The following is a 25,588-nucleotide window of genomic DNA, read 5'->3' as shown; positions in this document are numbered from 1 at the left end:
TTGGGTGAACGGATGCTCTGCTAATTTTGTGGAGCATCCTTCCTTTTTTTAGGAGCTATAGTCGATATTAAAACTGAAAATCCGGTTCCAATTGAGTTTTTAACGCTTCCAAAGTAGGTTTTACCTTTAGCGCCTCTTGATACCCAACTTCCACGATTTCTCGAAGAACTCCCTGCTCGGTGTTAAAGGTATTATATTTAATTAAATCCTGGGGAAAAACCACAGCATCACAATCCTCAAATTTGTCCAATTCTGCCTTATCCCCCTGAATCGACATAGCTCTTAAAACCACACTTTGTACACTATTTAATTCCTGTTTTTCATACTGACGAATTGGAGAAACATAAACTCCTAAAAGAAAGTCACAGCAGGCCCTGATGGTAGAGACTGGAAAATGGTTCAGAATACCTCCATCAGAATACAAAACACCATCAATTTCCATGGGTGCAAAAACGAATGGATAGGCGCTGGATGCCAAAACGGCATCAATGATAGAGCCTCTTTTTTCAAAAACTCTTTCTTTGGCTGCCTGCATATCAGTGGCGACTACCTTTAATTCAATTTCCGTTTTTGAGAAATCATCTACAGGAAAATAAGGTTCAAAAACACGCCGGATAATATGCGGATCCAATATCCCATTGAATGATCTACCATTCAAAAAGCGACGATTCCCCCAATGAAACAGCGGCGTAACCTCAAAAAAAGATTGAATGCTTGCTGGTTTGATTCCATAAGCATACATAGCACCGACAATGGAACCAGCACTAGTACCTGCAATCAAATCAGGACGCAAACCCATTTCTTCCAGTAATCTTAATACTCCGACATGGGCCAGGGCTTTTGCTCCCCCTCCGGATAACACCAAGCCAAATCTATATGGTTTCCTGCTCATGGAATCTCGCTCCTTTTAAATCTTTCTCTAAAGAAAAGATAAATTGATCAATCTTAAAAATTATTTCTTTTTGCTCAGGTTTACCTAATATTTGCTTCCACTTTGCCCATAAATTGAAGTAAAAAGTGAACACCTTGCCTACCATAGGATAGGACAATAGGGCGATCAATAAAAAAGGCCAAACCGGGTAATTTTCGGAAAACAGGGAAATCCCAAACCCTAAACTCAAGATCCCCAATAAAAACAACAATGAATTTATCACTAACATATTGGCTCCATAAACCTCTTTTTCTCTCGAAGTTTTTCGCGCCAATTTCAAACTGAATTGTTGGATAAGTCGGCAAAAGCCACTCCAAAGTCCCAAAGGGGCAATCATAAACCCGAATACATTATGTAAAATAAACCGAAAAGGCCTTATACGAAATGGGGCAAAAACCGAATCCGAAATTCCTTCCCATTGTAGCTTCAGATTCAATAGGGAAGCTTCTTGCGCAGTAGATATGAGTTGATCTAATTGACGCAAATCATCCGTATAGTTTACCGAATGGAAATTCCCTCGTTGAATAATACATTGGCGGCCGAAGGCCAGGGCCTTCTCCCTTCTGTGGGAATCCAGCTGAAAAAATTCGGCTTTCATCCCCAATTCAACATCTTTGGTTAGCTTGCGTTGACCTCTGGCCGGCTGCTTTGCGTATTCTTTCTGATAATCTTTTACATTCAGGGCTTCTCCTACTACGATCTCCACTTGAGGAAACCAGTCGGCGGGCTCATCATAATTCAATGAAACGGGAAGAATAGCGGATGCCAAATTAAAATCATGAAGGGCTTCGGTTTCCAGCGCCAGACGTGCTGTACCGCTTTTCACAGGTCTTACCTGTCTTTCCCAAATGCTCGTGCCTTCGGGAAAAATCAAAATAGTTTTTCCTTGAGCTAATATTTGTTTACAAGCCCCAAAAGTGTCGGCATTATTAAAACCTTTCTGCGGGCCGTCCATTTTCCGGACCACCGGAATCATATTCAGCATCTTGAAAATCTTCTTCAAGAAAGGAGAAGTAAACACCGTGGATTTGGTCAAGAAATACAAAGGCCTGTCAAAATAGGCTCCCAAAAGCATGGCATCCATATACATTAAAGGATGCGTCACGGCTAAAATCAAAGGCTTATTCTGAGGAATCAAATGCCAGCCTTTCTTCCGGACTTTTCCAAAAAATAGAGGGAAATAAAAAAGTCGTAGCCACCACTTCAATAGCTGATATAACATGAGTCCAAATTTTAGGCAAAGTAATCATTTTTTGCAGTGGGGGCAAAGGCGATGCCCTTTGAATTTTTGGCTCATCCAATTTTACAATCCCACATAGGAATTACAGCTAAAACTGGTCATTCAAAAAGAAAACATGATTTTTATTTTAAAAATTATTAAATAATAAAATATTTTTATTTCGATTAACACAACTTGACGGACACGGATACAACAACAATAAGTAGTCAAATATTTAATAAAATATAACTATTCAAACAATACATAATATAAAAACAGCATCATATAATTAGTACTATTCCATCTCCATTATTAATTATTTCTTCAAACATGCACTTAGTGGCATGCACTCGCCGACACCACAGCTAAAAAATTTATATTGCTATTATTGGGTCAATTGGGCTCAGTCCGAATTATTCACCGCTAAATTTACTACCCCAACCCAAGCCACTTAACTCTAGTCTATTAAAGGTAGTTTGCTTTAACTGTTAATCGCCCCAATTTGGGTAGGTTTGCTTTCTCCTCATTCACCTGCTTCGTTGGAAAAAACTCGAAATAGGATACTATTCCTTCATTTTTCCCGCCTAGCAGCTAAACGAGGATTTAAGCATGAATAATCCGGGTTAAGCATACATCACTCGACTTTAAAAATGGACAAAAAAAGCCCGGACAATATTGCCCGGGTTTTCCAATATTATGCTGTAAGGTTAAACGATTATACCTCCGCTTCCGGAGACTTACTTTCCTTCACCTCTTTTGCTTCTTCGATTTCAGTCGGAACTTCCTTTCCTGCCAAATACTTCGGCAATTCCAAACCGGCCATATTGAATAGCTCGTTCAACGGAGGAACGGATTTCATCATACCGGAAACAAAGTTTGCAGTAGAAGAAGAATCACCATTCCCGGCACCTGAATCCCAAACGGTCACTTTATCAATTTTAATTCCTTTCACCGCATCCACCTGCGTTTTCACCAACTCAGGCAACTTCTCTAACAATAGTAACTGGAAAGCACTGTTGGAATCTCCACCGGCAGCATCCACCACTTGCTTGTAACCTTCCGCCTGCTTAGTCAGGATTTCATACAAACCTTTCGCTTCGGCTTCCATTTTCGCGAAAATCGCATCGGCCTCCCCTTTGGCTGCCTCTCTCAGTCTTTCCGCTTCCGCTTGCGCTTCGATGATCGACTTCTCTTTCGCGATCTCCGCTGGGATTACGATATTCGCCACCTGCGTAGCACGCTCACGCTCAGAACGAGCCGCCTCGGCTTTTTGCTCCGCCGTATAGGATTCCTCCAGGGCTTTTGCTTGCTGTACTTTCTCTGCAGAAATCGCTACGCGATTAGATTCCGCTTCCTTCTCACGACGCAAAGCCTCAGAGTTGGCAATGGCAATTTTCGCCTGATTCTCCCCTTCAATCGCCTGTGCATTGGCAGTAGAAGTTTTGATACGCGTCAGAGATTCGGCCTCTGCTCTACCAATGGCTTCATCTTTTTTCGCAGATGCAATACTTACCTCACGATCTTTTTGAGTCATGGCAATATTGACATCACGATCACGGTGCGTTTCCGCAATACGGACATCACGCTCACGATTGGTCGATTCAATTTCGATATCACGTTGCTGATCCGCAGCAGCCTTACCGGTTTCCCCTATCTTCTCTTGCTCGGCTACAGAAATCTTCGCTTCGTTAATCGCTTTGGCGGCAGCTTCTTTACCTAAAGCTTCAATATATCCCGACTCATCTTTGATATCGGTCACGTTTACGTTGATCAGCTTCAATCCGATTTTCTTCAATTCGGAATCCACATTTTGCGAAATGTTTAGCAAAAACTTATCACGATCAGAGTTGATCTCCTCAATGGTCATGGTAGCAATCACCAAACGCAGCTGACCAAACAAAATATCTTTGGCCAATTCCTGAATTTGATCAGGATCCAAACCCAATAAACGCTCCGCAGCAGTGTTCATATTGTCTCCATCAGATGAAATCGCGATGGTGAATCGACAAGGAACATCCACACGGATGTTTTGCTTACTCAAGGCATTGGTTAAATTGGCCTCAATAGAAATGGGTTTCAAATCCAGGTATTCATAATCCTGAATCACTGGCCAGATAAAAGCACCACCACCATGAATACAGCGCGCAGAAGCTCCCCCGGTTTTACCATAAATAACTAAGATTTTGTCCGAAGGACAACGCTTGTATCGAGCGATTAGCGTAGACACAAGGACGAAGAAGAATATGACTCCTACGACAATTAAAACAATCGGTTCCATAAAAATATTAAAGTGATTCTACAATCAATAAATCCTCATTTTCCAAAGCCACAATTTTCACCGCTTCTCCCGCAGGAATAGCCTGATTCAGGGTAATGGCATCTAATTCACGACTTGACCCCTTTACACTAACGGTCACCTTTCCTTTGCCTTCTTTATATCCGGGGATAGGCAAATAAACCTCTGCAGTATGAAATAGGGCATGTGCAGGTTTGAAAGAATTGTCTTCTCCTAACTTCATCATTTGCTTCATCACCACAAAAAACAACCATACAAAGCCTACTCCTACGGCAATCGAAAGGATAATTAAAAGAATAGTATTGGATATAGTCGTGTAAAAGCTAATCCCGGTCCAACTAAAGCCTAAAAGGAAGTTGATCAAATTTTTGATGGAGAACCAGCTACCGATATCATCTCCGCCAATATCCGCATCAGCATCAAAATCTATCTCTGCCTCCATGCCATCCCCGCCATCAATCCCCATGAAACTCATCACGGTTTGAATAATAAAAATTAAGCTCGTTGGAAGGGCTACATACCAATAAGTGCGCAATACCACGTCCATTTGTTCAAAAAACTCCATATCAATAAAGGTATAAAATACTTGTTGCTACATTAGTTAAATATCCATTAGATATTTTTTAAATCAGCGTCAAAACTTAATACTTAATAGCAGTAATATCAATATTTTTTACAGGAAAGTTTAAATGAAATAGCAATAGGCGTAAAACAGTGATCAGCGGAAAGCCATCAGGAATAAATCCCCTAACTTTAGTAAGCCACCGTCAAACCCTTAAAAGGTGATTAAAAGCACAAGATCCGGCTGCAAATTCGAATGATTCCTTCATTTTTACTTCCTGGGGGTTAAATGAGAATTAAAGCAAGAATTACTTTGACTGATTCTGATCCAACATTTTTAGAAAATCTTCCCCGAGCTTTATTTTCCCGGACTGGTCCTTTGCTGTCTTCTTCATAAAAGTTTTTAGCAACATATTCATACGCGGACTCTTTTTGAAATAAGGTTGGTGAGCTACCAAAAATCGCCAAAACAACCCATCCCATATTTCCTCCCACTCTCCCCGGGGAAAATCACCCATCTTTCGCAGGTAATTACTGGAGGAAATATAAGGCTTGGTGGCCATCATCCCCCCATCCGCAAACTGACTCATACCATAAACATTGGGAACCATTACCCAATCATAAGCATCAATAAACAATTCCATAAACCAACGATACACTTCATCGGGATCAAACTCACAGAGCAACATAAAATTTCCCAGCACCATCAGCCTTTCGATATGATGACAGTATCCAGTATCCAACACTTTTTTAATGGTTAGATCCAAGGGAATAATTCCGGTAGTCCCTTCATAAAAAGAGGCAGGAATTTTCCTTTTAAAATTCCAAAAGTTTCGACTCCGCTCCTGACGGCCATGAAACAGATACATGCCTCGGATGAATTCCCGCCAACCGATGAGCTGACGCACAAAACCTTCTATTGAGGCCGGCGCAATTTGATTATCTTTCGCGAAGCCGAGCGCCTGATCCATTATCTGCTGAGGCTGCAGCAAATTAACATTTAGTAATGGACTCAATAAAGAATGATGCAACAGCCATTCTTTGCTCACCATGGCATCTTCATAGGGCCCAAATTCTGAAAACCGAAACTCCAAAAATTGATGCCACCAGTCCTGCGCCTGCTCAAAAGTGACCGGATACCGGATTTTGGCTGGCGCCTTTCCCGGGCAATCCGCAAAATGCCGGGCGACATACTCCTGCGCCTCCTGATAGTAAGGACTATCCGGAGGGAAATGAACCGCCGGTGCCTGCTTTTTCTTGGGGTACTTCTTCCTATTTTCTTCATCCAGACTCCATTTTCCGAATTGGGGCTGCCCATCCGGTTGCATCAACACCTCAAGCCCCTGACGCTGCTGCTGATAAAATTCATGGTGGAAATAACGCTTCTTTTCAGGCCCGAAAAAAGACTCAAGGCCCTGCCGACTAGTCAAAAAACCATCCTCTTCATATATCCGAAGCTGAAGGTCGGCTGAAGTACATGCTTTTTGAATGCGCCTCAACAACCAGTCGTCATTGGGAAAAATAACCTGAACCTCCCCCAGCCCTTCCTTTGCCAATTGCGGAATAAGCTTTCGAATATCCGCCTTCGCTTCCATGGCCTCCACATATCGGACATTTTTTCCGGAAGCTTCCAAAAAATCGGCATAAGCTTTCATGCTGGCCCGATGAAAAATGAGCTTATGTTGGTGAAAAGCATATTGTCGAAAAAACAAAAATTCCTCTATCAATAATATCTCCGTATTGGCAGTAATTACCTGATGATTCTCATAAAGTTGATGTGGAAATAATAAGCCTATTTTTTGCATATATTTTTCATTTAAAGTGTAGTGGGCAGAGGTAAGTCTATAGTAAGGTCCCCTTTACACCCGCCATGGATTTCGATCAGGATTAGTGTGTTTCGCAATAATGCGTTTGCTTTCCTCCCGGGCAAAAACACTTTCCCGCACCGACCAAAACTTAGTTTTATTACGGGCAATAGCACTGGCACGATCAACAATGGGCCAGGGATAATCCGCTCCTAAAATAACGCCGAACTCCTGCAAAAGCAGCGGAGGTGTTTTCCAGGGTTCATGTATATAGGTGACCGGCAGCCCGTTTAGCTCTGGCAACCACTGCTTAATGAAGCTCCCATCCGGATCATTATCCCAGGATTGCTTCACAGGATTGTACATCCGGATTAGATTAATGCCCGTGGTACCCGCCTGCATTTGAAATTGAGGGTAATGAATACCCGGTTCATAATCCAAAAATAAAGCGGCCAAATGATAAACCCCCTGCTTCCAGTCCACATCCAGATGGTGCACCAAAAAACTCACTAATAGCGCACGCATTCTGAAATTCAGCCAGCCCGTAGTTTGCAGGCAACGCATGCAGGCATCTATCAAAGGAAAACCCGTTTGCCCACACTTCCAGGCTTCCAGCCATTCCCTTTTCCCTTCATATTGCAGTCGTTCATAAGCGCGGTTAATACACTTTTGCTCATAAGAACACTCCATTTCAAACTTCTGAATAAAATGACAGTGCCATCGCAACCGCGCCATAAACGAATGCAGATTTTTCCGATTTTGAGGATAGCTTTCATGGGAGCGCACATATTGTACTACCTGTGCGATAGATATATTCCCCCAGGCCAGATAGGTTGATAAACGTGAACAGGATGCCCTGCTCTTTTGAGGCTTAGAAATATGTTGATTATAATGCTTCGAACGGCGCCCCACAAAAGACTTCAAATACTTCCAGGCATAAGTTTCTCCTGCGGGCTGATAAGTGGCGGGATATTGCATCACTTCCGGCATGGCTTCCTCCACCGAAGGAAAAGGTAAGGAAACCGTAAGACTTTTAAAGGAGGCAAAATCATTGCGGATAAGCGGAGACCACATGGTTTTCCTCCAATTAACGGCCCAAAATTTACGATCCTTTAGGCCACGTTGTATACCATCCCGCTGAAACTCCTGCCAAACCACTCCGAATTTTCGAAACAAAAGCATTAGGCGCTTGTCCCTGTCCCAACTGAGCTGATGCCCACTTTCCTGATACGAAAAAACTGTCGCCACTTCATAGCGATGTAATAAAAACAAAAACACTTCTTCCGCCTCCCCATAAGGCACCGACACTTTCACCCCCTGAGGTAAATGTGTCTGCATCACCTGAATAGACTGGTAAATAAATTGTAAATGCCTTAAACTGGTGTCCGGATAAGCGATTTGCTTGGGCTCGAAGCAGTACAGGATCACGGTGGGGTAGCCAGACGCACATGCTGCCGCCAAAGGAGCATGATTTTGAGTACGCAAATCACGCTTCAACCAAACAATATTGATCTTCTGCTTAGCCAAACTCCTGGATTAAATATTTCCTGGCTTTTTTCCAATAAGCAAAGAATGAGGGATAATACCCGCTAACCGGCGTCAACCAATCTCTGGATTCTTCTATACCTTTATAATGATAATTCAGGGGATGCTCCTTGAAATGAATTTCACTACCTTTCAATTGATCCTCCAACTCATCAAAACTTCCTACAAAAATTTGAATGTCGGGGATTTTACCAGCAAACTCCAGAATGAAATTCAACACCTTTTGACTAACCGGATATTGCTGAAAATGAGTGGGCTCTAAAAGCAATATTCGCTGATAGGTAAAACCCTTGCGCCAAGTAGGATCCAGATTATAACTATTATAAATGAGAGTAGGCGTTTGTGGATTTACCTTCAAAGCTTTTTCGATTTTTGGTAATTCAGTATTAATTTCAAAAGGACGGCATTCCCAATCTAAAAGAGCGGATCCTTCCGAGATCAATTGTTCATAAGGCCGGTCCAGAAAAGTATTTCGTTGATGATGCTTACTATATTTATTGATATTATCCTGATTGGCATAATATTTCTTATTACTGTTCGCCCCCGCAACCCACTGCCAACTTAAAGCATTGCTTGCCCAGTCTCCATCTAATAAATGGGCATACATCCAACGGGCCGGATCCTTCCAATGACATCCTGCCATATTACAAATAATGGCCGCCACATACATGCGCATATGATTATGAATATAACCTTCCACATACAATTTGCTCAGACTTTGATCAACTGAAACAATTCCGGTGCTGGCCTGAAAAACAGGAACAGGGACTCCAACATTTCTCACTTGTTGCTGTGGATGTTTAAGGTCCTCACTCACATTTCTGACCTGCCAAATGCATTGCCAGTAATCTCGCCAGGCCAATTCCTGAGCAAATTTTTCCATTTGAAAAAACCTCCAGCCGTTTTTATATAACCGCTCCATCACCGTCCGGGTAGAAATGACCCCACGAGAAATATAGGGAGACAACCTGCTTACCGCGCCATCTAAATAGTTGCGGGTTTTCGCATAGGCCGAAGGGTTCAGCTGGTCTATTCGCTCATACACTTTATCCAATTCGGAGGGAAAAAGGAATTCTCCATTGTTTGAAAAGAGTTTTGATTGTATCGGACTTGTCATCATAATGCTACATTTCCCACTTTCAACACTTTGTTTTGTAAAAAGGATAAAGGGCTGATCAAATCCATAAGGCCGAAGCAATAACAAATTTTTAGTAGTGATTTCGGCCAATTTTTCAACAATACCACTGCCATTATTGATTAATCATGCGGTTCATATATGGAATCCTACTATGAAATATTTTTTATCGCCATACGAAAACCATATAGTATCGAACTAGGCCCACTACCTTAAAAAATGGCCAACAGCGCTTGGAATAAACATTTTTTTTTGATTCTCCCCCCTTTTTCTGTCGCAATTCATGCATGGCAATCACACTATGATTACTAACTTCGTAAATATAAATTTAATTTTTTCATATGGAGATCCAAATACTCCTAAGAACTAGAACAATTATGAGAACCATTAAAAATTTACTTTTAGCCTTGCTAATTATTGCTTCCGGTAATGTGTTTGCACAGGAATTGAACAACTGGCAAAAAAAGAAATTGGAAAAGGAAATAGCAGAAATGACCGAAGTAATGGGCCTTTCTGACAAACAGGTTAAAAAAGTAAAAACAGCTCAGGCGGTAGATGCTGCAAAAATTTCCGGCAGTGTGACCAAAGGCACCCCTGAGGCCAGAGAAGCATGGAAAAAGCATGGTTCTGATTTTAACAACCAATTGAAAAGCATTGTAGGGGATGACAATTGGAAAAACTGGTTAGCCCATAATAAAAATAAAAAGAACGGTGGTCAGGCAAAAGCTAATGGAAAAGGGAAAGCTCAGAAATCGGCAAATGCCCATGACTTTACAGAAAAAACCAATAATTACCTGGCTTCTAAAAAACTTAATGATCATCAAATGAAAAAAGCCTCTAAAGAGCTTGCTGAAATGATCAGGGTAATGGACTTAACGCAAGAGCAACAATTAGCGGTAATTGATGTTAAGGTTTACCAATTTGTCCAATCAAAGAAAATTTCTAAAGAAACTACTGATGGCTCTGAAGAACGAAAAGCTGCATACAAAAAGCTGGGAAAGGAAGTAAGTGAAAAACTTTTGGCTGCTACCAGTAAGCGACAAATGAACAAATGGTGGTCTCGCAATAAAAATAGCTAAGCGGATCTTACTTTCGTTGATGAAGGAAAAATATCATTAACAAAAAAAGCCCATAAGCTCAAAACAAAAAGAAGGCAGAGTATTGATAATTATTCATTACTCTTGCCTCTTTTTTTGCCCAATGGTAAGGTCTTAGCAGAAATAGCTTATCAGGATTATTCAGGTTCAATTCCTGGTTTAGCCGCAAGGCGGCAAAAATAACGGAATCTTCCCTTTTCCAGGTTTCTCCCAGGGAAGCAAATGAATGAGGAGAAAGCAAGCATACCTCAATTTAGGCGTATAAAAAATACAACCGCAACAACACCCTTAACCAGCTATAAAATAACATATTGGATCACCGCATCTAGCAGCGCATAATTGGGATGAGGGCATAACAATAACCACATCAGTTTCCCTACCGATACTCCCCCAACACGCCCTCACCACTAAAAAAAGCCTATTAAAAGAAAACCCCATTAACTAAAAGCCAATGAGGAATTCATTTTTGAGGGACGTAATTTTATTAAAAGGGCTTTAATCCTGAACTATTCATACCTATCCCCGAATAGCGACAAGGCGGAAAAATAGAAGGGAAGAATACCTATTTTTGCTTTTTCCCAAGAAAACAGATATATGAGATGAAAGCATACTTAAAGGAATTTGGCCTAATTGAAAATCGGCATAACCCATTTTTTACGAACAGCAATAAAATCACTTTGCCCGTATAATTCATGCTTTAATCCCCCTTTAGCTGCAAGGCGGGAAAAATGAAGGAATAGTTTCCTATTTCGAGTTTTTTCCAAGGAAGCAGGTGAATGAGGAGAAAGCAAGCTTGCCCAAATATGAGCTAGAAAAAATCAGTTAGCGTGAGATTAATGAATTGACAGTAAGCCCCTTAAGACAACCCACTAAATCTCGCGGTGAATAATTCGGCTTAGAGCAACTACCTTAATATTACGGAGCAAAAATTGGTTTAATACCATTCTCCCCAGGCTGCAATTGTTGGCTATAAAATTCGTGCTAAACAAAAGGATCCTCTTAGGAGCCCATGCTCAATACACTTTTGTTTTCCTTTGCAATTCTGTCTTTTTGTTGCTTACTCAAGCCCTGACGATAGTACACCTCCGGTTTATGTACAACCCGATGATGCTTCATTTCAGGATCATGTATATCCCGACTAAGATCACAATCAAATCTGACCAATTTAGAACTAAATTTGCTCCAGTTCCCCGTCACATTAATAAAATGCGCCAGTCCCCAACTGATTCCTCTACCATCCCGGGTATCTGTAAAAGCATCCGGAACATATGGAGCAGCCGCATAAGGCATTAGTTCCGTAATAGCGGCAATTTCAAAATTCACCCAGTCTTCGGCATATTGAATGGTGTTGTGTTCAGGCCCATCCTTATACACCAAAGCAGCCACCCCTTTTTTAAAGGGGAACAGAGAGGTTTCATGACCGGAAGTGATCAAAGGGTTTAGCGGATGCTTTTCAAATGGCCCCAGTGGATCTTCGGCAATAGCCAATCCCTGCATTCGCACAAGATCTGGCTTTTCACCAAAATCGGATTTATAATAAATGTAAATCTTTCCATCATGTACCAATGGATAAGGATCATGAATAGAATATTGATCCCACTCGCCCTCAGCTCCATTCGCAATTACAATTTTATTATAAGGTGTCCATGGACCCTCCGGAGAGTCAGCATAAGAAACGGTTACCGGGCAATCATCTCCCCTTTTACCACTGGCTTCCATAAAGCCCTGATAATACAAATAATACTTACCTTTCCACTCTAAAATATCAGAAGTAGTAACCGACCTCCAGCCAACAGCCGGCTTCTCCGGGCGACGAATAGCCACCCCCTGCTCTTCCCAGGTAAATCCATCGGTAGAAGTGGCGTACCAGATTTCAGACAAGTCCCAGTCAGAGGAAGGAATAGTATCATTACAATGTTTGGCACCCTGTGGAGGAGTTGGCGTTTTACGATAGGTGTACCAAACGTAATATTTTCCATCATGTAATATAATTTTGGATGGGTCACGTCTGGTAATGGTACCATCATGATCATGATAATCAAAGCCTTTCAATTCAGTGTATTTAAACTGAGAAAAAAGCTCATTATTTTGAGGCTGAGGGCTCGCATAGTCATCGTATATACGTTCCATTGCGGCACTCAATTGACGCTCCGGCTTTTCCTGAGGCAGAACAAATGGAAAACCGGCGGTTACTGTAGGCTTTTCCTGTTGAATACAGGAAAATAAAGCAATCGCAAAAAAAAGATAAACAAAATTATTTTTCATGATATTTTGACTAAAAAATTTACAAAAAACAGCAGCAAGCCATTAACTGATCTGCAAATAGGGATCGCTAATCCCTATTCGCTTCAGGAGGTGGAAAAGAGACCCCTAGCTAAAATCAACTCAGGTTTCGAAAGCCGGAATTCGGATATTACAAAAAGGTTGCAGCACCCCTAAATGAAAAACAAAGCTGTCATTATAGGAGATAATTCCCTTTCTACTGAAATGCATCCCTCTTTCTTCCATTTGTGAAACCAACAGCACACCCTTGCCAAAAGCTTGATATAACGCTTGTAAATTAAGTCAGACCGTAAAGACTATGAGGGAAAAATCCTTTTTTTTCAATGGTGGTCTCTTGCAATTATTTCAACATTAAAAAATGGATTTTGCTTTCGCTCTGAATTTTTTTGCCCGGATGAAGGGTACGCAATACATCCAAAACAAAATCGATGTACTTTAATTAGAAAAAGCACAGATGCCAGTGATTTAAACTGAATTACCAGAACAAACCAACCCCTTGATCTTCAGCGGTAAAAAAGGGTGATTCAATTTTATTCAGTACCCTATTAATTAAATTCAGCGCAAAATCACCAATAATAATGGATAACAATAATTCGCCTCTTTTGGCTCCAAAAACCAAAAATGCGACTTCCTACTCATGCTGAACTTATCCAGCAATAATATTTCACAACTCCCCGGCATCTCGATGAAAAGTGACCATGCCGCTTTTTACCTGAATGATGCACCGACAAATTCACTAATACAACTCAATACTTTTTGGGCAAACCTATTACGGGGTTTTTCACAACCCGAATTATTCACCGCTAGTTTTAAAAATCATCTCAAATGGCTTTTTATCAACTTGTTCCGATTAAACCTGCTAAATTTCTGATAGCCCAAATTTGAGCGGTCAATAATTAAGAAAAACAAATCACAATGCCTTACTGGAGAGCGACTTACATCTATCCGCTAAATCTAGCGGTGAAGGAATCGGGTTAAGGGCTCGTTTAAGGGCACACCATCCGATTGCAAATTCGAATTATTGGAAGGGGTTATGGATAATTTCTCAACAATAGCGATGATATTCTCTCAAAATAATCAGGCATCGCTTCTGCAGTAAGCAAATTTTCAATGGGAATTTTGACTTTTAAACAGGCTCTAAACGAAAAATTAACACAGCAGAAGAAACCTCCAGGATTATTTTCTCCCTCCTACTCAATCAACACCCGTTTTGCTAAGTGCCCCTGAGAGCTTTTTATATGAATAATAAGCGTTCCCTTAGGTAAAATTTTTACTGGAATGCTTTGATAATGTCCACTAACAAACTGCCTAAAAACCTGTCTTCCCTGTAAATCTGTGATAAACAGTTCAAAATCCGAGACACTGGAATCCAAACTAATATTTAATTCATTTTTCACCGGATTTGGATAAATGAGATGTTCAGCTTCGTTCTGTTCATCCACAAACAGTCTTTCATTATTAGAGGCGGTGGTCACTACTTTAAATTTTTGCCAATCCCCTGCTGTTGGGCTGGTGCAAAACATATTGTTGCGGACATACAGCCCATTGCTCCCTTTCAGGGCATAAATATCATTTCCATAATCCACCATTGTGAACTTTTCCCAGGCTCCGATAGCCTCCCGGTTACAGCGCATCTCCACATTTCCATTTTCTGAACTTACATATTTTCCATTAGCGCCTTTCAGGGCTACCTGATCATTTCCCAAATTGATAATTTCAAATCTTTCGGTACTACCCGCAGAAGATTGATTACAAGCCATTTTTTCCGGATTTGCCGTACTCATATAATTAAAATCACCCTGATTACGGAAAGTACTACTCCCCACGGTTTCAGACTCATCGACCAATTCATAAGTGTGAATCCAATCCACATACATGGTATTGATATTATTATTGGATAAATCATTTTTATCTGCGATTCCTCCGGTCCATGAAAATTCGCTGGTCCATAAATCCCATATAATATTCTGGCTACGGGTAAATTGCTTAGTGGATTTTACGCTGCCCACCTCTTCACCATTGATATAAAAAATAACATTATGCGCATCTTTCCAATAACAACCCAGTGTCTGATATGCCTCATTCCATTTTTTGCCTTTTGCAGGATTAGAAGCAGACAGATTCCGGGTATCCACTCTTGGCATATGCGCTCTTTCCGTAATGCTATCCTTTACAATAAAATACTGGGAATACATACTGTAAGCCCTGTCTTCATCTCCGGGCCAGGAAGGTTTTGAATTATGTTCACAAATATCTATTTCATCCCGATTATAACTGTCTCCATTATTCAACCAATAAGTACTAAAAGCAGAAATATGGGCCGTTTTCATGCTACATTCCGTGTACATGGGAAACTTCACCTGCGCCTTGGACATTATACGGGAAGTTTTAAACCAGCGGCTGGAATTAGGATCATGCGTGGCTCTGATCCATAAGTAGCCTTCCCATACCCCGGAATTCTCAGCGACCATCTGCACTGGTTCTCCATAATTCCACAAAGATTTTTTCCATTTGGAGTCATCCCAAACATCAAACTCATCCGTTAACTCCGGAATCGCTTTCCACTTTTTCCCGTTGGGAGCCTCCGGTTGTGCGTACAAAATATTAACAAAAAACAGAAACACTGGGAGTAAAGTAAGTATCCTCATAATTTTATGATTTATTAAAAAAATAACTAAATACAGGCATTTAAAAAAACGCCAAAAAAACCGGATTATAGCATCATCCATAAGCAAATAGTACTGGCCTATCTTCAACCAAAGCACCCATGAATGACTATGAAAAGATACCTATTCCTACTAAAATCTTTGGAAAAATAAATATTCAAAAACTAGATAAATTGCGCAAATAAACCATATAAAAATTACACCCATCCTACCACCCCCCACAAGGAGATAATTTACGATATCAATAAAATCATACAAATCAACCATTTAGATCAACAAAAGCGCAGATGTTGTAGCAAACACTTACTTCAATTTTATTTTCTAAATAATAAACCCCCTCCTATTAAAAGTGCAATTGGCACCGAAAAAGTGGAACGATGAGATCTCAAAAGTTGAAAATAGACGGAAGTTTTAGAGTGTATTTAAAAACACAGCATCCGGCTTCAAATTCGAATTACGGGAACTGATTTTAGATAATTTCTCAACAAAAGCGATGCTATCATCTCAAAATAATCGGGTATCAATTCTGCAACACCTGGATTATAAATTTCAGTGCGAATTTCGGCTTTTAAACACCCTCATAGCTAACTTCAAAAATTCTCCGTGAGTAAAAACATTAGACATACTTCAATTTGTATTTATGCTAACATAACGTTTCTTTTCTATCAATTATTTCCTTGGGAAATAAAACCAGGGCGCAATATTTCCGGCAAAAAGTCCTGAATTGAAGTGGGATGCTCTCCCGATTTCAGACTGAGTATAATAGGTGATTTTTTTTAGCCTTAAAGAGAATTATCCATGCTTAAATACTTATTTGGCTAAGAGCCCAAAAAATGAAGGAACTTTTCCTATTTGCAGTTTTTTCTAACGAAACAAATGAATGAGGAGAAAGTAAGCTTAACCAAATTTGAGAGATTAAACATTAAATAAAAATAGTTAAATCTATTTGATATCGAGAGCATTACAATGGCATAATGAATTCAGGGGTGAATAATTCGGCTGTAAATAAACAATTAAGGAAAACCATAATAATGCTGGGTGTGTAGAATTATAATTTAAAAAATCAAACAAATGTTTGAACCAAGCAGGATGAAAAAGGGGGCTGGGAAGGACTTCAACCAATAAAACCTAATCTAATAAAAAGAAATGACCACTTATCCCTCCGCCTCTATTGCGCTAAACGCTGAACCGTTTTCCAGTTTCTGGTGGTACAACTTACCCCTAATTTCTTTTCCCAAAAACTATTATTGAGCTTTGTTCTTCCATAGCCTCCGGGGCAATAAAGGTATATCACCCGGCCTATTTTTTTAAATTCATCCAAATCATGGTTGTATTCTCCTATAGACTGAAACAATTGCTCTTCTGGTAGATCGGCTAAAAAGGTCAAATGAAAAAAGGAGGTTTCATAAGCAGCATTCCCTAAGTAAGGGTTCGCCTGCACCATCATTTTCCAGTCCTCTTTTGCAAAAACCTGACAGGGCACATCATATCCAAAGACCTTTGCAATTTCCCGAGCGATCAGGCTTTCCAATGTTTTGGCGTCCAGGGTGGAATCAAACAATACATTCCCGGATTGGATATAGGTGGCACAGTTCTTCAGCCCCAGTTTAGCCAGTAATCGACGGAGCTCAGCCATAGGGATAATATTTTTACCACTAACATTAATCCCCCTAAGAATAGCAATATAAGACTTTTCCATATTTAAATATAAGAAAAATCTAATAAGCATTTGTTTTTAAGCTATATTTATAAGCGATAATATATTGATAAACAGGTTAATAAACTGACCTCTACAATCAATCAGCCAAAGCGCTTCCAATTCCCGAGCTGCGAAAGCCTAAGCGCCACAAAGAGAAAAACCTATAATTTTTTATTAAACGACAAAACATAGGCGACAAATGCGTCGTAAAATAATTGTATTAATTTTTAGAAATGTCCATAGAGAAAACCAAAGCTTATCGAATAGCTCAGGCAATGCAAAGCAGAACGCCTTACCGCTATCAATTCTATATGCAGGCCATAGCAGAAGTTAGAAAACTAGAAGCCATGCTGGAAATTTATGCCGATTCGAAAAATGCGGAGCGATTACCGGAAGGCAGAAGACAAAGCTCCGCCCTTCAATTTCCAGACTGGATAAAAAATATGGAAGAAGGGATAGCCTTATTAAAGCAAGCCATTTACCAATATGAAAATGGGCTATACTAAGCCGGAATATTCATCCTTAAATCCTCGTTGAGCTGTTAGGCGGAAAAAATGAAGGAATTTTTCCTATTTCAAGTTTTTTCCAACGAAACAGATGAAAGAGGAGAAAGCAAGCTTGCCCAAATTTGGACTATTATAAATCAAAGAAAATGAATTTTAATAAGCTGAAAATAAACTACTTGCGATTAGCCAATGAATTTAGCGGTGAATATTTCGGGCTAAGCTACCACCCTATTTAGGGCTTTATTTTTCCTCTAAAACAAAGCCTTTTCCATGCACATTATTAATGGATAAGGCGCTGTCAGAAGAAAGGTATTTGCGAAGTTTTGAAATATGAACATCCATAGATCGTCGGGCAAAATAATCATTTTCCTGCCAGATGGTTTTCAACGCATCATCGCGGCTCAATAATTTGTTCTTACGGTGAATGAGCATTTTTAAAATCTCCGTTTCCTTTCCCGTCAGGTGATGTTCCTCCTCTCCATTTGTCAGCATCCTTTTTTCCGGATCAAACTGAAAGGACCCAATAAGCAATAAACCGGCAGGGGTCGTAGCGGCCTCTTTATTAAGTGCAGCCCTTCTCAGTAGCGCGCGAATACGGGCCAAAAGCTCATCCTCATCAATCGGTTTAACGATATAATCATCGGCTCCCAATTTATACCCTTTAAGCTTATCAATCTTTAATGACTTTGCTGTCAAAAACATAAGCGGCACATATTCATTCACCGAACGGATTTTCTTGCCCAACTCGAAACCGTCCATCACCGGCATCATTACATCCAACAGACATAAATCAAAATTTGCGGCAGCGCAATACGCATCCCAGGCCTGTCCTCCGTCCTTGGTCCAGACCACCTCATAGTCATTCAGCTCCAGATATTCTTTCAGGATATATCCCAATGAATCATTATCTTCTGCCAGTAATATCTTTATCATCCTTCTGCGGTGTTTTTTGGAAAGCTTACTCTCACCTTAGTTCCCCCTCCCAATTTACTACTTAAATCCACTTCTCCCTGATGTGCCTGAACTGCCAATTTCACATAGCTTAAGCCCAGGCCAAAACCTTTCACTTTGTGAACATCTCCAGTCGGTACCCGATAAAACATATCAAATGCTGTTTTCTTCTGCCCGGCGGTCATCCCGACCCCACTGTCAACTACTTCAATAACTTCAGTATCCCCTTCAGAGGAAAGATTTACCTTCACTTCCGGAATATCCTTGGAGTATTTTATGGCATTATCCACCAAATTATGAATAATATTCTTCACATGCGTAGGGTCCCCAACCATGGGCTGTGGCGCTTTTGGATAAGACAGGCTGACATGGCCGGATTTTTCGGAAGCAATAAGTTCAAAAGGTTGTAAAGTTTCCCGGGTTAATGCCACCAAATCAAAGGATTTCATTTCCAGTTCCATCTGCTTCCGATTTCCCATTTGGGCAATTTGCAATACTTTTTCCACATGGTCTTTCAAATGCGCATTTTCCTTTTCAATAATATCAAGGTATTTGGGGAGTTTTTGATAATCCTGCTCCCTAAGACTTTTTCTAAAAACCTTAGTCACCAGAGAAATAGAGAAAATAGGCGTCTTTAATTCATGGGTCAGATTATTAATAAAATTATTCTTCATGGCATCCAAAGCGGCCTGCCGATTGATGATCAATAAAGTATAAATAAAACAACCCAAAACCACCAACATGAATAATAAGGACAACCAGATATAAGATTGCACCGTGCTGCCAATATGCTTTTGGTAATAACTATTATCTTTAAATTTTATCGCAAACTTATAACCTCCGACTGATCGGTTACTGGAAATAAACTCGTGAAAACCCTGATTTTCGGGCAGGTAAAAATAATCTGTAAACTGATGGTAGGATTTAACATCGGCCTCCGATACTGCTGCCTCCTGAGTAGAATAAATCAACTTCATGCTGCTCTTATCCTCCACTATTTTCAGTACTGCCCAGTCATATGGTTCGGAAATTTCATCTTTCAGCATGGATTCATTCAGCGTACGGCAAACAAAATCCGATGCTTTTTGCGCCAGATTAGGATCCATTGGAAAACTGTCAGCGCGATCCAAATGCATCAACCACTGCGGAACAATGGTGGTCATTTTGGGATTATGCCGGACAGCATTTTCAATTTGATCAATGTCTTTATGGATTCTATGTCGGAACTTACTTTCCTCCGTGGCATAATAATCCCGTAACCAATGGGCCTGAATATAGAAAAGCCCCCCAATGGCCATTACCACTAAGCTGATAATAAAATATATCTGTTTTTTATTTTGTCTCATAGACCATTGCTCTGCCTAAAAGACAATTTAAAGGCTTTTTCCTGAAAAATTAAATATTTAACCTTTGCTTAAGATTTGCTTAGCGCGTTTTCGAAAGCATAACATGTTGCCATTTTCCCAGAACAATTCGACCTACCTCCTTCCCTAGGAGCATTTTCCGCTCGAAATCCGGCTTTCATCTTCAATCAAACTATCCCTTTTAAACAAAAAAAGGAGTGCCACTGACACCCCTTTCTTATCTATTTTATTCCCGAATAATTGAGCATCAAATTCATCAAACCGCCTAAATCAACTAACCATCAAAGTATTCCAGTTGGTATTGTTGATCTTTTCAATTGCCAAAATTTGGTAAGATTGCTATCTCCTCATTGCTCTACTTCCTTGGAAAAAAGGTGAAACAGGAAACGATTCCTTCCTTTTTCCCGCCCGGCAGCCAAACCAAGGGTTAAGAGCATGAATAATTCGGGCGATGTTTTTTATTTTATCAGATGGACTTTGTATTTCCGTGTTCCGGCTTCAGAAACCGGTTCATATAAAACCCCATCCTTTTTATAATACAATTTACCATCCAATGGCAATTTTTCTGCTCCGGCTGGCAATTCGTCTACCAGCATCCCATTTCTAATGGTTGACGTAGGATTTCCGCCCTCCAATGGCGCTTGTACGCTCTCTTGCTTTTTATATTTGGTCACTCCTTCCACCTCCACCGGTATCCAGATTTGACCACTTTCCTGTTCCACATAAGTAATCAGGCCGTCCATTTCGGCCATCGGAACAGCACCTACCGGAGGCAAATCCAACATCTCTTCCCCTGCCTTTTTTACCGCAGTGGAACTGTTGGGCTGTTGGCCCTTCTCTGCTAAAGAGGGAGAAGGGTTCACCGGTGCGGCAGGGGTCGGAACACTATTAGACAGTGGCATCAAATCCGAAGGAGAAGTGCCCCTTTGTTCTGAAGGTTGTTCAATGTGTTGGAAATAGACCATTCCCTCCATATCTACCGGTTTATAAAAGAAGCCCTGGTACTCATACAAAGGACCGGAAGGAAATTGAACTTCCTGTGTACCTTCGGGCAAATGGGAAATCATTATCCCATCCGGTGGGTACACGACCATAAAGCTGTCCCCCATTTGCATGAAAAACACGCCTGCATAGTAGTAGTAATCGCTGGATCGGAAAAGGAAATATTCCGCCTGTTGAGGTAAATGTGGTACCATGGTCCCTTTTGGTGGATATATCACATGATATTGCCCATTGACATCTTCAAAGAAAATGCCGTCCACATAAAAGATACTGGTATGGCCATTCCGAATTAATACCGCATTGGCGGGCATGGTATAAGTCACATAACCCACCGGATACCAATGAGGACCCCAATATGCCCCCCCATAATAATGCATATGCCAACGATAATGCGGACGATAATAAGGGTAATTCGGGCGCGGCGGATAACAAATCGGAGGTCTGGGCTTATCCGGTTTGGTAGGCTTGCCAGGTTTTCCCGGCACGCCCGGCTCTCCCGGATCAATGGGCCTGCCTGGTTCGATCGGGTGTTCAATCCCCGGAGGTTTTGGTCTGCCATTTTCCGGCAATTGAACGGGCTTCTCCACTGGTTGGCCGGGCTGAACCGGCTTTCCTACCACAGGCTGCTCAGGTTTTCCTTCAATTGGTTGGCCTATAGAAGGCTGGGAAGGTTGTCCCACCGACGGGCGATCTACCGGCTTTTGCGCCGGTTGTTGCACTGCTGGCCGGGTAGCGGGCTGCTGCTGTGGCTTTTGCACAGGCTGACCTACCGCTGGCTGCGAAGGCTTTACTGCCGGCTTTGTAGTGGCTGGGGGTGCAGGCTTGCTCACCTCCCGAGTAGGCCGCTTTGTATTAGAAGATCGATTGGACTTGTTTGAGGACGGTCTTGCACTCTTTTGCTGAGTAGTAGATGGCTTACTTGGGCGAGCTGTCGCACCGGAAGGCCGCTGCTGCGCTGGTCGGCTGTTATTACTTGGCCTGCTTTTAGGCTGAGCCGGTCTCGAGGTAGCCCTTGACGGCTGACTTACTGCAGGGCGTGCCCCTCCACCTCCCGAACTGGGGCGAGCCGGACTGGCTGCAGGACGGGCACTACCGGAGGAACCTGCGCTTCCCGACCTTCCCCCGCGTTGTTGAGCCAGCGCACTTTCCACGCCAATCACCAACAAACTGAGGGTCAGTAGAATAAATATTTTAGATAACTGCTTCATATACCTTGGTTTAATGTAGGGAGCAGTAGGCCTTTCTATCTATTCAAAATTTATACCATTATGTACAATATTGACATCATCCAAATTAGGGTTTTATTAAAAAAATACCCTATTCTGATTAGCCGCAAGAAAGCTAAGACCCATCATCTATAAAAAGTATTTGCCTTCAAAATCTAACCCTAATGAGGTACCGCCAGATTCCATGGCGAACACTAGGGAGCTCATTATTAACTCCATTTGATTCATTTTGCTGATTTTTACATCGCCCCAATTGGGGTAAGTTGGCTTTCTTCACCCTCCACTGCTTTGTTGGAAAAAAATGGAAATAGGAATCTATCCCTTCATTTTCCCCACCCAGCAGCCAAACCAGAATTTAAGCATTAAACATCCGTACGAATGCTTCACCACGCAGTGTAGGAGGTTCCCTGGTCAGAAGGAATTAACTTTTTCTTCACATTTTTAACTTTTCAGAAGGAGCATTTAAGTATTGAAAGGACGATAATTGCATTAGAAGTAGATTCATATTAAAAAACCATAAATCAACCATTAATCACCAAACGATAAGAGCATATTTAAAAGCCAAAATTTCCAGAGAAAATTTGATTATTACAGAGGCGATACCCGATTGTTTTGGGAGAATAGCATCGGTGTTATTAAGAAATTATCCAAAATCCCTTCCAATAATTCGAATTTGCAGCCGGATGCGGTGCTTTTAACCATGCGCTAAAATACCCGACTTAAAAAACAATCCGACTACTCACCCTATTCCAACGGATAGGCACCCATTGGACAAATCAACGATTTTTATCCATTCGCTCAGACCATATCAATTGCCCAACAGTTATTACGATAAAGCTAAGCCCTACTTATGATGCCCCTGCGCCAAACTATATACATTTTCATTTTCTTTATTTGCTCCCTTCATGATGTGATGGCCCAAAATGGGTGGAACATAAAAGGCTCACTACTGGATGACGAAAGCCAGGCCGCCCTGGAATTTGCTTCCGTTTTGGCTTATAACGCCAATAATCAGGAAATGGTCAATGGAAGCATCTCAGATGCCAATGGCAAATTCATTATCAAAAACCTTCCTGCCGGAACTTACTTTCTGGAAGTAAAATTCCTGGGCTATGAAACCCAGAAAACCAAGACTTTTGAACTTAATAAGTCCAATATTAACATCGGCACGATCACGGTAAGCCCAGCATCGAAAGTGATGGAAGGCGTGGTAGTTGAAGCGCAAAGAACCTCTGTAAATTACAATCTAGACAAAAAGGTTCTTAACGTATCTTCTATCTCGACTGCATTAGCAGGTACTGCGGTAGAAGTATTGGAAAATTTGCCAGCTGTAAACGTAGATGCGGAAGGGAACGTGAGTCTGAGAGGAAGCTCGGATTTCACCGTATTTATTGATGGAAGGCCCTCGGTATTCACAGGATCCGAAGCCCTGCAACAATTACCAGCCTCAACTATTGACAAAATTGAAGTCATTACCAATCCTTCTGCTAAGTACGACCCGGACGGCACGGCCGGTATCATCAATATTATTACCAAGAAAAAAGTTTCCGGACTTTCCGGTGTAGCAAATATTCATGGAGGGAACTGGGGACGAATGGGCGCCGATGGTTTATTAACCTATAAATTGAATAAGTGGAATCTGTATTTAGGCGGAGATTATAACAAGCGGGTTCGGGCAGGAGAAAGAAGCAGCTATAATGAAAGCTATTTTGGAGATACTACCTATGTAGTGAGGCAAAATGGAGATGCCCAGCGATGGTTTGATCCTTACTCCATAAAAATGGGCTTCGACTATATGCCGGGTAAAAAAGATATGATTTCTTTAATGGTCAATGCCGGGCAGTGGGGAATGGGTAATGAAGCGGACCAATCCATCAACAGCATAACGACTATCAACGGGAATGAAATTAGTAATATCATGTCCTCCAGCACGCAGGAGGGTAATATCGCCTGGAGATACCTGAGCGCAGATCTTACTTACACCCACACCTTTGACGAAAATGGTCATAAATTAGACTTTAGCGGGATGTTCAGGGGTTCAGATATGGATCAATTCGATAAATTCTTTAATGTAAACGACTTGAATGAATACGAACGACCCGCTCAAAATTCTACAGAAGAAAAACAGGGCCAGGAATTCCGTGCAAAAATTGACCATACCTTACCGATAGGCGCCGATCACAAACTGGAAAGTGGCTATCAGGGCAGATTTGAAAATACCGCCGGTAGTAATACCATCTTCTTTCAGGAGGAACCGGAAGAAAATTGGCAAATTTCGGATGACTTTAGCTACGAAAATGAATATGCACGAACCATTCATGGGCTATATACCATGATCGGGGGGAAATTTAATAAACTGGGTTATCAGCTAGGGCTCCGTGGAGAATTTACAGATAGAACGGTGACGATTGTGGACACTGAAGAAAACTTCCACATAAACCGATTTGACTTCTTCCCTTCTGCGCACTTTTCTTATCAATTGCCGGATCAACAACAATTCATGATCAGTTATTCTAAAAGAATTAACCGACCACGTTCCTATTATCTGGAGCCTTTCCTAACTTTTCAGGATGCCTATAATGTCCGTTCAGGTAATCCGGATCTGTTACCGGAATACATCCACTCTATGGAGGTGGGCTATCAAAACAACTTCGGAGATTTTTCTTTTAGTGCGGAGGGATATTACCGAATCACCGAAAACAGAATTCAATGGGTACAATCTGTATGGCAGGAAGACATCATGTTGAGAAATCCGGAAAATGTAGGAGAGGAATATACGGCAGGTTTGGAAATGATGATAACAGGTCCGCTGTTTCCCTGGTGGAATATTAATGTTTCAGGTAATGCCGGGACATTCCGCTTGGAAGGGACTTTTGAAGGGCAAACCTTTAATCGATCTAACGTAACAGGTTCAGCAAGATTAAATAATGATTTCATGCTGGGCAAAACCACTAAATTACAATTCGGAATGCAATACAATGCGCCGACCATTTCCGCGCAGGGAGAGATTGCAGCCACCTTTACTGCGAATGCGGCCATCAAACAGGAAATCATTAAGAATCAGTTATCTGCTACTATTTCCGGTAGAAATATCTTTAAAACCTTTGCCCGGGAACAAATATCCTTCGGTGAGAATTTTTACAATGAAATGCGCATCGATGCCCGCATGTTTATAGAAGGAACCATTACCTACAGCATCAATAATTATAAGGTGAAAAAAGGCAGAGGTGGCGAAGGAGGAGGAATGGATATGGATTTTTAAATGGAAGTTTAAAATCGAAAATTCATAAAACAAATTTCCT

General features: G+C 41.2%; 16 protein-coding genes. 3 read left to right on the top strand and 13 right to left on the bottom strand.

The genetic code is table 11. The features are described 5' to 3' along the window. Positions 1–67: 67 nt before the first annotated feature. The 7 genes from AAA970_RS15550 to AAA970_RS15520 all read right to left on the bottom strand — a co-directional run bounded on the left by AAA970_RS15550 (position 68) and on the right by AAA970_RS15520 (position 9,477). Positions 68–892, bottom strand: coding sequence for a patatin-like phospholipase family protein (locus AAA970_RS15550; protein ID WP_338237817.1), 825 nt, complete (start codon positions 890–892; stop codon positions 68–70). Beyond that, positions 873–2,153 carry a 1-acyl-sn-glycerol-3-phosphate acyltransferase gene (locus AAA970_RS15545; RefSeq protein WP_338237816.1) on the bottom strand — a complete coding sequence of 427 codons (1,281 nt, stop codon included), beginning with the start codon at positions 2,151–2,153 and terminating at the stop codon, positions 873–875. The genes AAA970_RS15550 and AAA970_RS15545 overlap by 20 nt, the downstream gene beginning before the upstream one ends. Before the next feature lie 712 nt (positions 2,154–2,865). Further along, positions 2,866–4,428 (bottom strand): flotillin family protein, encoded by a 1,563-nt coding sequence (locus AAA970_RS15540; protein ID WP_338237815.1) that lies wholly within the window; start codon positions 4,426–4,428, stop codon positions 2,866–2,868. Positions 4,429–4,435: 7 nt separating this feature from the next. Continuing rightward, on the bottom strand, positions 4,436–5,011 hold the full coding sequence (locus AAA970_RS15535; RefSeq protein ID WP_338237814.1) for a serine protease: 576 nt from the start codon (positions 5,009–5,011) through the stop codon (positions 4,436–4,438). Between the two features lie 304 nt (positions 5,012–5,315). Next, on the bottom strand, positions 5,316–6,812 hold the full coding sequence (locus tag AAA970_RS15530; RefSeq protein WP_338237813.1) for a cryptochrome/photolyase family protein: 1,497 nt from the start codon (positions 6,810–6,812) through the stop codon (positions 5,316–5,318). A 54-nt stretch (positions 6,813–6,866) separates the two neighbouring features. Further along, a complete protein-coding gene (locus AAA970_RS15525; RefSeq protein WP_338237812.1) occupies positions 6,867–8,339 on the bottom strand; it encodes a cryptochrome/deoxyribodipyrimidine photo-lyase family protein in 1,473 nt (490 codons plus the stop codon). Next, positions 8,332–9,477 carry an FAD-binding domain-containing protein gene (locus AAA970_RS15520; RefSeq protein ID WP_338237811.1) on the bottom strand — a complete coding sequence of 382 codons (1,146 nt, stop codon included), beginning with the start codon at positions 9,475–9,477 and terminating at the stop codon, positions 8,332–8,334. The genes AAA970_RS15525 and AAA970_RS15520 overlap by 8 nt, the downstream gene beginning before the upstream one ends. A 392-nt stretch (positions 9,478–9,869) precedes the next feature. Here AAA970_RS15520 and AAA970_RS15515 point away from each other — a divergent pair, with 392 nt between their 5' ends. Further along, complete coding sequence (locus AAA970_RS15515) at positions 9,870–10,571, top strand: hypothetical protein (protein WP_338237810.1); 702 nt, start codon at positions 9,870–9,872, stop codon at positions 10,569–10,571. Positions 10,572–11,588: 1,017 nt separating this feature from the next. Here AAA970_RS15515 and AAA970_RS15510 read toward each other — a convergent pair. The 3 genes from AAA970_RS15510 to AAA970_RS15500 form a co-directional block, all read right to left on the bottom strand. Then, entirely contained in the window at positions 11,589–12,854 is a 1,266-nt protein-coding gene (locus AAA970_RS15510) for a glycoside hydrolase family 117 protein (protein ID WP_338237809.1), read from the bottom strand. A gap of 1,208 nt (positions 12,855–14,062) precedes the next feature. Further along, positions 14,063–15,520, bottom strand: coding sequence for a T9SS type A sorting domain-containing protein (locus AAA970_RS15505; protein ID WP_338237808.1), 1,458 nt, complete (start codon positions 15,518–15,520; stop codon positions 14,063–14,065). Between the two features lie 1,186 nt (positions 15,521–16,706). Continuing rightward, on the bottom strand, positions 16,707–17,237 hold the full coding sequence (locus AAA970_RS15500; RefSeq protein ID WP_338237807.1) for a DUF1697 domain-containing protein: 531 nt from the start codon (positions 17,235–17,237) through the stop codon (positions 16,707–16,709). Between the two features lie 233 nt (positions 17,238–17,470). Here AAA970_RS15500 and AAA970_RS15495 point away from each other — a divergent pair, with 233 nt between their 5' ends. After that, positions 17,471–17,743 (top strand): hypothetical protein, encoded by a 273-nt coding sequence (locus AAA970_RS15495; protein WP_060688066.1) that lies wholly within the window; start codon positions 17,471–17,473, stop codon positions 17,741–17,743. A 240-nt stretch (positions 17,744–17,983) separates the two neighbouring features. Here the strand turns inward: AAA970_RS15495 and AAA970_RS15490 are convergent, their stop codons facing one another. The 3 genes from AAA970_RS15490 to AAA970_RS15480 form a co-directional block, all read right to left on the bottom strand. Continuing rightward, positions 17,984–18,676, bottom strand: coding sequence for a response regulator transcription factor (locus tag AAA970_RS15490; protein WP_338237806.1), 693 nt, complete (start codon positions 18,674–18,676; stop codon positions 17,984–17,986). Continuing rightward, positions 18,673–20,040 carry a sensor histidine kinase gene (locus AAA970_RS15485; protein ID WP_338237805.1) on the bottom strand — a complete coding sequence of 456 codons (1,368 nt, stop codon included), beginning with the start codon at positions 20,038–20,040 and terminating at the stop codon, positions 18,673–18,675. The genes AAA970_RS15490 and AAA970_RS15485 overlap by 4 nt, the downstream gene beginning before the upstream one ends. A 476-nt stretch (positions 20,041–20,516) precedes the next feature. Beyond that, entirely contained in the window at positions 20,517–22,268 is a 1,752-nt protein-coding gene (locus AAA970_RS15480; protein WP_338237804.1) for a DUF6515 family protein, read from the bottom strand. Between the two features lie 868 nt (positions 22,269–23,136). Between AAA970_RS15480 and AAA970_RS15475 the strand changes: the two genes are divergently transcribed. Then, on the top strand, positions 23,137–25,548 hold the full coding sequence (locus AAA970_RS15475) for a TonB-dependent receptor (RefSeq protein WP_338237803.1): 2,412 nt from the start codon (positions 23,137–23,139) through the stop codon (positions 25,546–25,548). The last annotated feature ends 40 nt before the right edge of the window (positions 25,549–25,588 follow it).

Origin of the sequence: Persicobacter diffluens (assembly GCF_036244895.1) — a bacterium.
Classification (GTDB): Bacteria; Bacteroidota; Bacteroidia; order Cytophagales; family Cyclobacteriaceae; genus Persicobacter; species Persicobacter diffluens.
The sequence above is the reverse complement of the archived record's forward strand: the minus strand, read 5'-3'. Positions and strand labels throughout refer to the sequence as shown.

What these genes read in the sequence shown, in the direction of transcription:
- AAA970_RS15550 (WP_338237817.1), bottom strand. Translation starts at nt 892, where the DNA reads ATGAGCAGGAAACCATATAGATTTGGCTTGGTGTTATCCGGAGGGGGA.
- AAA970_RS15545 (WP_338237816.1), bottom strand. Translation starts at nt 2,153, where the DNA reads ATGTTATATCAGCTATTGAAGTGGTGGCTACGACTTTTTTATTTCCCT.
- AAA970_RS15540 (WP_338237815.1), bottom strand. Translation starts at nt 4,428, where the DNA reads ATGGAACCGATTGTTTTAATTGTCGTAGGAGTCATATTCTTCTTCGTC.
- AAA970_RS15535 (WP_338237814.1), bottom strand. Translation starts at nt 5,011, where the DNA reads ATGGAGTTTTTTGAACAAATGGACGTGGTATTGCGCACTTATTGGTAT.
- AAA970_RS15530 (WP_338237813.1), bottom strand. Translation starts at nt 6,812, where the DNA reads ATGCAAAAAATAGGCTTATTATTTCCACATCAACTTTATGAGAATCAT.
- AAA970_RS15520 (WP_338237811.1), bottom strand. Translation starts at nt 9,477, where the DNA reads ATGATGACAAGTCCGATACAATCAAAACTCTTTTCAAACAATGGAGAA.
- AAA970_RS15515 (WP_338237810.1), top strand. Translation starts at nt 9,870, where the DNA reads ATGAGAACCATTAAAAATTTACTTTTAGCCTTGCTAATTATTGCTTCC.
- AAA970_RS15510 (WP_338237809.1), bottom strand. Translation starts at nt 12,854, where the DNA reads ATGAAAAATAATTTTGTTTATCTTTTTTTTGCGATTGCTTTATTTTCC.
- AAA970_RS15505 (WP_338237808.1), bottom strand. Translation starts at nt 15,520, where the DNA reads ATGAGGATACTTACTTTACTCCCAGTGTTTCTGTTTTTTGTTAATATT.
- AAA970_RS15500 (WP_338237807.1), bottom strand. Translation starts at nt 17,237, where the DNA reads ATGGAAAAGTCTTATATTGCTATTCTTAGGGGGATTAATGTTAGTGGT.
- AAA970_RS15495 (WP_060688066.1), top strand. Translation starts at nt 17,471, where the DNA reads ATGTCCATAGAGAAAACCAAAGCTTATCGAATAGCTCAGGCAATGCAA.
- AAA970_RS15490 (WP_338237806.1), bottom strand. Translation starts at nt 18,676, where the DNA reads ATGATAAAGATATTACTGGCAGAAGATAATGATTCATTGGGATATATC.
- AAA970_RS15485 (WP_338237805.1), bottom strand. Translation starts at nt 20,040, where the DNA reads ATGAGACAAAATAAAAAACAGATATATTTTATTATCAGCTTAGTGGTA.
- AAA970_RS15480 (WP_338237804.1), bottom strand. Translation starts at nt 22,268, where the DNA reads ATGAAGCAGTTATCTAAAATATTTATTCTACTGACCCTCAGTTTGTTG.
- AAA970_RS15475 (WP_338237803.1), top strand. Translation starts at nt 23,137, where the DNA reads ATGATGCCCCTGCGCCAAACTATATACATTTTCATTTTCTTTATTTGC.